Source organism: Micrococcus sp. 116 (assembly GCF_902506395.1).
In the GTDB taxonomy this organism is placed as follows: domain Bacteria; phylum Actinomycetota; class Actinomycetes; order Actinomycetales; family Micrococcaceae; genus Micrococcus; species Micrococcus luteus.
Genome location: NZ_LR732377.1, coordinates 1 through 6,802 on the forward strand (window position 1 = coordinate 1; position 6,802 = coordinate 6,802).

At 69.2% G+C, this 6,802-nt stretch carries 10 protein-coding genes; 6 read left to right on the forward strand and 4 right to left on the reverse strand.

Annotated features, from left to right (window positions below; all coding sequences use genetic code 11):
* Positions 1 to 362 precede the first annotated feature (362 nt).
* From CITRIK5_RS11825 to CITRIK5_RS11835, 3 genes are read left to right on the forward strand one after another with little or no spacing between them, the layout of a single operon-like run.
* Positions 363 to 665 (forward strand): hypothetical protein, encoded by a 303-nt coding sequence (locus tag CITRIK5_RS11825; RefSeq protein ID WP_159833815.1) that lies wholly within the window; start codon positions 363 to 365, stop codon positions 663 to 665.
* Positions 665 to 1,123 (forward strand): helix-turn-helix transcriptional regulator, encoded by a 459-nt coding sequence (locus tag CITRIK5_RS11830; RefSeq protein ID WP_159833817.1) that lies wholly within the window; start codon positions 665 to 667, stop codon positions 1,121 to 1,123. Before CITRIK5_RS11825 ends, CITRIK5_RS11830 begins: the two co-directional genes overlap by 1 nt.
* Before the next feature lie 23 nt (positions 1,124 to 1,146).
* Positions 1,147 to 1,569 (forward strand): hypothetical protein, encoded by a 423-nt coding sequence (locus CITRIK5_RS11835; protein WP_159833819.1) that lies wholly within the window; start codon positions 1,147 to 1,149, stop codon positions 1,567 to 1,569.
* A gap of 69 nt (positions 1,570 to 1,638) precedes the next feature.
* Here CITRIK5_RS11835 and CITRIK5_RS11840 read toward each other — a convergent pair whose 3' ends face one another.
* Both CITRIK5_RS11840 and CITRIK5_RS11845 read right to left on the reverse strand, forming a co-directional pair.
* Positions 1,639 to 1,941 carry a hypothetical protein gene (locus tag CITRIK5_RS11840; protein ID WP_159833821.1) on the reverse strand — a complete coding sequence of 101 codons (303 nt, stop codon included), beginning with the start codon at positions 1,939 to 1,941 and terminating at the stop codon, positions 1,639 to 1,641.
* A gap of 210 nt (positions 1,942 to 2,151) precedes the next feature.
* Complete coding sequence (locus CITRIK5_RS11845) at positions 2,152 to 3,162, reverse strand: hypothetical protein (protein WP_159833823.1); 1,011 nt, start codon at positions 3,160 to 3,162, stop codon at positions 2,152 to 2,154.
* A gap of 121 nt (positions 3,163 to 3,283) precedes the next feature.
* Here CITRIK5_RS11845 and CITRIK5_RS11850 point away from each other — a divergent pair, with 121 nt between their 5' ends.
* Genes CITRIK5_RS11850 through CITRIK5_RS11860 form a run of 3 tightly spaced genes read left to right on the forward strand, consistent with a single transcriptional unit; the run spans position 3,284 to position 5,171 of the window.
* Positions 3,284 to 4,105 carry a hypothetical protein gene (locus tag CITRIK5_RS11850; RefSeq protein ID WP_159833825.1) on the forward strand — a complete coding sequence of 274 codons (822 nt, stop codon included), beginning with the start codon at positions 3,284 to 3,286 and terminating at the stop codon, positions 4,103 to 4,105.
* A gap of 29 nt (positions 4,106 to 4,134) precedes the next feature.
* On the forward strand, positions 4,135 to 4,722 hold the full coding sequence (locus CITRIK5_RS11855; protein ID WP_159833827.1) for a hypothetical protein: 588 nt from the start codon (positions 4,135 to 4,137) through the stop codon (positions 4,720 to 4,722).
* Positions 4,719 to 5,171 (forward strand): HD domain-containing protein, encoded by a 453-nt coding sequence (locus tag CITRIK5_RS11860; protein WP_159833829.1) that lies wholly within the window; start codon positions 4,719 to 4,721, stop codon positions 5,169 to 5,171. Before CITRIK5_RS11855 ends, CITRIK5_RS11860 begins: the two co-directional genes overlap by 4 nt.
* Before the next feature lie 99 nt (positions 5,172 to 5,270).
* Here CITRIK5_RS11860 and CITRIK5_RS11865 read toward each other — a convergent pair whose 3' ends face one another.
* Positions 5,271 to 6,140, reverse strand: a complete 870-nt coding sequence (locus CITRIK5_RS11865) for a hypothetical protein (protein ID WP_159833831.1) — start codon at positions 6,138 to 6,140, stop codon at positions 5,271 to 5,273.
* A 125-nt stretch (positions 6,141 to 6,265) separates the two neighbouring features.
* Positions 6,266 to 6,802 (reverse strand): hypothetical protein (locus CITRIK5_RS11870; protein ID WP_236557210.1); only part of this gene is annotated, 537 nt, incomplete at its 5' end.

The following is a 6,802-nucleotide window of genomic DNA, read 5'->3' on the forward strand; positions in this document are numbered from 1 at the left end:
GTTCGGCTGCGTCCGCACCCTGCGGCAGCCGCGGTGCGGGCTCCGATCTGTTCGAGCTCGTCCATGGCTTCTTCTGCTTCCTGCAGGGCCGCGAGGAGGTGTGCGTCTTCCAGGGGGGCCGGGGGGTGGTGGTCGGTCACGGTCTGCTCCGGGTCGCAGTTGAGGCTCTCTGTGGAGGCAGGCCCTCTGGAGGGGGCCGGCGTTTCGTCGCCGCCGGCATCGGGCGGCCAATCCCTCTCGCGCACCACGTTGCACATGATAATAACGACATGTAGCATTCTCCATGAGAGGGGGTGGTAAGCAGTCATCCCCCCAGATGCTCAGCTCGCCCGCGGCGAGCCCCAGAGGAAGGAAGAAACCTCATGTCCACGACGTTCTACTACACCGCTTCGCAGATGATGAGACAAGCGGGTCGCAAGTCCCCCAACGCTGCACACCAGATGGTGGACTACATGCCCGTGCCCGACGCGGTGCTCGTGGCGCCGCGGCCCACCAAGGCCTGGACCCTCACCACGTGGCGGACCTTCGCCCGCACTCGTAGCCAGCCGCTGCAGGATGATCTGCTCACCACCATCGAGCGTCTCCACCGTGAGGAGCTCGACCTGCGCGAGCAGCTGGCCGCCTACGAGCCCAAGCGCGCCGCGCGCGCAGCGGAGGCTCAGTGATGTACGGGCTCGAGCTGCTGGCGCGCCGAGAGGGTCTGGGGCTGTCGAAGCCGGCGATGGCTGAGGCACTCAACATCCGCGAGCAGAACCTGGACCGCTGGGAGTTCGGTAAGAACCCGCCGCGCTCCTGGGAGTGGATCGAACGTGCTCTGACGGCGATGGAGGATTACCAGGACCGCCTGGTGGACGATCTCGTGGCAGCTGTCCTGGAACAGCATGAACAGGGCGCTGAGCTGATGATCATGTCCTACTCCACTCGGCTGTCCTTCCGCGGGTGGAACCCGCGCGCCGCGGATGTGACCTGGGGTGAGGAAGAGCTACGCGGGGTACCGGTCGAGATGCACCGAGCAGCGGCGGCCAAGGCGGCCCGTCGTCTGCGTCGTGAGCATCAGCTGCATGTGCCGATCGAGCCTGTGCCGGCGCCGCGAGACGGGGCACCCACGGATGGGGACCGATGACAGAGCAGGGAGGTGATGAAGCCATGAGCGCAGCCGATCGGAACGATCATGTGCCGACGCTCGAGCAGGTCGCGGAGAGGTGCGAGCATGCACGTGACTTCACGGCGCGGCGGGATCAGGCAAAGTCCGCGCGCAACCTCGCCGTGCGCAACGCGCGCACCCAAGGAGCCCGGAAGAAGGCCCTTGAGGAGGCCGCGGGGTTGAGCCAGCGGTCGGTGGCGTATCTGACCCAGGACGTGAAGCCAGCCCCGGAACTCGGGGTGAGCCCGGACCTGCAGCAGGTCGTGGACGCCGCCCGTGCGCTGGAGGAAGCCGAAGGGCATCTGGCTCAGGCGCTGGACGAGCGCGATCTGCTGATCCGACGTGCCCGCAAGGCCAAGCACTACACGCTGGAGGAGCTGCAGAAGGCCACTGGGCTGGCCAGGGCCACCCTCTACAAGGTCTAGCGCTCGAAGCGTCACGGCCCCCACCTCTGACAGAGGTGGGGGCCGTCTTGCTTGCAGGGCGGCAGGTGATCAGTGGAAATCGTAGGGGTCACGCCACGCTGACTCTTCGCGCGTGATGCGCTGGACCCACCCAGCCGGCACCCACGCCGAGTGGGGAAGTCGGTCGAGATCGTTCTGCCACAGGACCAGGACATGCGTGGGGGACCACCGCCGGACCTTGGCATCCTGCAAGCGGCCGTCGGGGAAGGTGATGCGCACGTAGGGCTCGCGGCGGTAAGGGGCGGAAGTGACCTGATGGGGGTCGGTGAACGCCGGCGGCTCGTAGACCCGGGGTGGCTCCACAGCGATCTGCCTCGGGCGCACCTTGGTCATCGCAGCCCCTCGGAGGAGTGGAACGGCTCAACATGGGTGGTCGAGAGGCGGAGGTGGGCACCGGTGCACGGTGGATGTGGCATGTGATGGTCCTCTGTGGAGTCGCAGGATCTGCGCCGAGCACCCTACGGCTGGCCCCGGACGCCCCAAGGCCCCACGGGCAGGCCTCGCCCCCTGGACGAGATCCAGGGGGCGAGGCCTGCGGGGGGCTCAGCGGTGTCCGCGGCGGCTGGGCGCTAAGGCATGGGCGGCGACGTGAGAGCGCACCAGTTCCTGCATCCACCTCACCTGCGCGCTCAGGCTGCGGTGCTCGTGGATCGAGGCCACCTCGCCGGCCGCACGCAGCAGTCCTGCCGCTCGCGTGCCGCGGCCCTGCAGCCAGGCGCTGTAGGCCAGTGCGGTGAGAGGGCCGATGCCCGCGTAGGCGGGGCCGCGCGTGATCAGCTCGCGCAGTAGGGCGTCGCTGGAGTTCGCGGTGCGCAGGTCCACGCCGTGGGGCATGCCGGCGAGGATGTCCGCGCGGGTGGTGCGTGGACCCTGCGCCGCGGGGAAGAGGGTGGCCAAGGCCAGCGAGTGGCTGAGCACCCCGGGGGTGTTCAGCGCCAGCAACAGGTGTGCGGTGGTGGGGTCGTCGGGGTTGGTGCTCAGCGAGGAGGGCCAGAGCTGCTGCAGCTCAGCGCATGCCGTCTGTACGAGCACCTTGAGCTGTTCGACCGGGATGGCACGCCGGTGCTCCAGGATCGGAGCGGTGGCCTCTGCCAGTGTGCTCGCCTGCGAGGGGCTCGGCGTGGCCGGGGCGGAGGCTGGGGCTCCTTGGTGCACGGCGGTGTGCAGGCCGGTGTTGGAGGTGCCCGGGTAGTAGGCCCCTACGTCGTGGCCGTCCATCTCGTGCCAGGTGAAGCCCTGCAGGCAGATCGCCGTGAGCACTTCCACTGAGCGGCGCAGCAGACGCAGCAGACGCCGCGCCCGCAGCGGCTCGCCCTCCTGGCCCGTGAACAGCACCACGACGCGCGTGATGCCGGCCTGGCGCAGCGTGCTGAGCATGGTGGCGGCGAGGTCTTCGACCGGCGTACCCAGCCCTGTGGGGAGCGCGCGAGCGCAGGCACCAGGGACTCCCTGGGCATTGAAGGCCACGCAGATCACCGCGTCCTCCTCCAGCGGGTAGGAGTGCCGTGCGTAGTCGAGCACGTCGGTGACGGCAGAGGAAGTGATGGTGTGCATGTGGATGCTGTCCCTTCGGTGGGGGCTGGGGCTCCAACCGAGCCCCATAAGACATGAAGGACATTACATCCCCAATGGCGCATGTGCAAGAGGGTAGACGGCGGTTTGGAGGACATCCCACATGCGTGGGCTTGTCAGGTTAGAAGTCGATAGGGGACAGATCTATGGTGGGGGTGTGTGTCGGGATGATCGGCGGTGTGAGAGGGCTCGACGGCTGCGGTCTCTGAGGAGTCAGAATCTGCAGCCGGGGACGGCGGGCGCGCCGGCGCTGTTCTGGGCGGCGGAGGATCCCGCGGAGTTGTGGGAACGACATGATGGCCCGGTGGCCTGCGCTGCTCTGGGGGTGGTGCAGCGGGCGGTGGCTGCGGATGAGCGTGTCTACGGCCAGGTGTCTGGGGTCGTGGCCGCCGGCGGTGCGCGGCTCCATGGTGGCGAGTTCCGGTTGAAGGCTCCGAGCTCGTTGGCGCGCAAGGTGGAGGCCAAGCAGTTGAAGGCGGAGGAGCAGGGGCGGCGCTTGAGCGCGGAGAGAGCCGTGGATTCGATCACGGACGTGTGCCGGTACACCGCGGTTGCAGCCGAGCACGACAGCATCTCAGAGGTGGCCCGGGGTGTTGTGGAGGGGCTGACCGCGAAGGGGTGGACGGTGGTGGAGGCTGAGCACTCCTACGTGGAGGGCAACCCCTACAAGGGGGTGCACGTGCTCATGCGGGAGCCGGAGGGGCTGGTCGTGGAGGTCCAAGTGCATTCTGAGCGATCGCAGGCGATCAAGGATGAGTCCCACCTGCTCTACGAGCGATCCCGGGCCGCGGAGACTCCGATGGGAGAGCGGCGCAGGCTTCAGGGGGAGTCGCAGCAGCTCTGGTCGGATCTGCCGACGCCGGCCGGCCTGGATGAGATGGGCTCACTGGGGGGTGTGACCGTCAGGAAAAAGACATATAGTTAGTTGTGAGGAGAGAGAAAGGAGGGTAAGCGATGGTCAAGTTCTACCGGGTGAGGCACGCTGATCAAGCGCCGGGGACCGTGGTGATCGTGGCTGAGGATGAGCAGGCCCAGATGCTGCTGCGTTGGGTTCCGAACACCGGGCTGTGGCACCGGGCCGCCGACCTGGAGCCCGACTTTCTCTTCGGCGACGACGGAGGCGTCTACGACCCGATCTCTGCCGAGCAGGCCGCCGGCTTGCTGGACAAGGTGAAGCGGTACGACACCCGGCGCCTGCCCGCTCGGCGCCTGCTGGCCCGCATGAAGGCACAGCCGGCCATGGAGCAGCGCACCAGCGCTGAGCTGGGTCTGAGCGGGGCGCTCACGGGCAAGCGCCCCCTGAGTGCCCCTGGACTGCCGGCCTTGCTGGAGAAGAGCCGGCAGTCCGGCCGCTGGCGCACCGTGAACATCTACCCAGCCGGATCCAGCGATTCCAGTGCGCCCCGGCAACTGGCCTCGGTCTTGAACCGTGGCTCCCTGCCTGATCTGCCGGCCGGCCTGCGCGTAGAGGCGAAGCACGCTGTCGAAGGAGACCACGTGGCGGTCAAGGCCCGCCTACGACGAGAGGGGAAGAGCCCATGAGCAACCCGAGCATGATTCACGACGCCCGCCAGCTGGCCACGCGCGCTCACCGAGGCCAGACGGACAAAGCCGGTGCCGCGTACATCGACCACCCCCGTCGTGTGGCCGACGGCGCGCTCGCTCATGCCGACCCCGCCTGGCAGGCCGAGACCGTGGCCGCTGCCTGGCTTCACGACGTGCTGGAGGACACCCCGGTCACCCGGGACGAACTTGCCAGGCGCTTCCCCGCGGAGGTGGTGGAAGCCGTGGAAGCACTCACGCGCCACGACGGCGAGCCCGCCGATGACTACTACGCGCGCGTGCGTGCCAACCCCATTGCCCGGGCCGTCAAGCACGCCGACCTGGACGACAACACCGATCCCCAGCGCATGCGCCTGCTGGACCTGCCCACTCAGCAGCGGCTCCGCCAGAAGTACGCCCATGCCCGTGAAGCCCTCGAGATCAACTGACAACCGTCACGGAAAACGCCGACCGGGGACACTCTGTGTTTCCCCGGTCGGCGGGTGCCGTCCGCGAAGCGTCGTTTCCGCGACCGTCGCCAGGGCAGCTCAGGCGCCCAGGGCTGCCTGGGCCTGGGTGGCCAGGGCGATGATTCCGGCGCCGGCACCGGTGCCGAGCCACTCGGCGGTCTTGTCCGAGAGATAGCCGAGCATGGATCGGGCGGACGCGGTGTGAGCAGGGGCGATGTCTTCGACGGCGCCAGCCATGTCGAGCAGCTCGTCGGCCCGGTCCTCCAGATGCGGGCGCTGAGTTTCGATCGCCTGGCGTAGGTGGTTGAGGATCTCCGTCAGGTCGGCTCCGTGGTGAATGGTCTGGGTGCCGGTGGCGGTGCTGGAAGCGCCCATGGCGGCCGCGGCGATCTGGCCGTGGTTGATGAACTGGTAGGTGGTGGCGGAGGCGTTGGAGGCCGACGGGGTGGTGCCGTCGAGGTGCACGGGGAAGGGGGCGCGCTGGGAGGTCACGAGGCGTCGGCCGTCGGGGGAGAGGCGCACGTGTGCGTGCAGGCGGTCGGCGGTCCGGCGGCTGTCGATCAGGCCCATCTGCGCCAGTTCCGTTGCCACTGCGGAGAGTTCAGCGCTCTCCAGGGGAATCTCCCCCACGCTCTGCCCGGTCAGGCCCCCCAGCACCTCGGGCCCGGCCCCTGGTGCAGTCAGGGCCTCGAGGATGCGCCAGCCGATCTCCTGCTCGCGGTACTGGGCGTCCACCAGCTGCGCGGCACCCTGGCCGGAGGGCTGGATGATGATCGGGGAGGGCCCGGCCAGCGCGGGCTCGTCGGCTGGGACGACTCCCCACTGTTCCAGCTCGCCGTAGACCATGCCCAGCATCTGGGGCGGGCAGACCTCGGCGGGGATGGCGACGGAGCCCGGGTGTGTGAGGCAGAAATGCAGGACGCGAGAGGTGTGGATCAGTGGATGCACAGGGCAGGCCTCCATGTAGGGTTCGGCGCCGACGCGGACGGGCGCGGCGTGGTCTGCTGAGCCTAGAGGGGTGCCCCGACACCAACACCGCCCGCGAGCGCTTCACGCGCTCGCGGGCGGTGTTGTCAGCGGGGGTCGGTGTGGCCCAGGGCCCAGTCCCCGAGGTGCCAGCTGAGCCCGTGGGGGGTCTCGGCCTCCACGTAGACCTCCAGGGTGTCCTCGGGGTCGGGGTGGCCGTGGCCGTCCAGGGCGGCGGCGAGGCTGCGGTGCAGCTCGGTCAGGTGGGCGGGAATCTCCGCGTTGAGGGCGAGGGCGGGCTGGTCGGTGTAGGCCCAGGGGGTGAGGGCGCCGGCGCGGTTGCTGGCGGCGGTGAGGTTTAGCCAGCCGTTCTTGATCAGGCTCACCCCCACGGGGTCGGCGCGCAGCTCGATGCGGTCCGTCGGGTCGCACTGGGCCAGGTGCCGGCGGAAGCCGGCCACGGAGTGCAGACCCATCACCAGCGTGGGCAGCGGGGCTCCGTTCGGGTCGGTGTCGTCGGCGGGGTCGGCGTAGGCGCGAGAGAAGCTGGCCGGGGTTCCAGAGGTGATCGTCAGGGAGCCGTCGGGCTGGGAGGCGATGGCCACGCCGCCGCCGTAGGGGTCGGTCGTGGTGGCGGCCAGGCG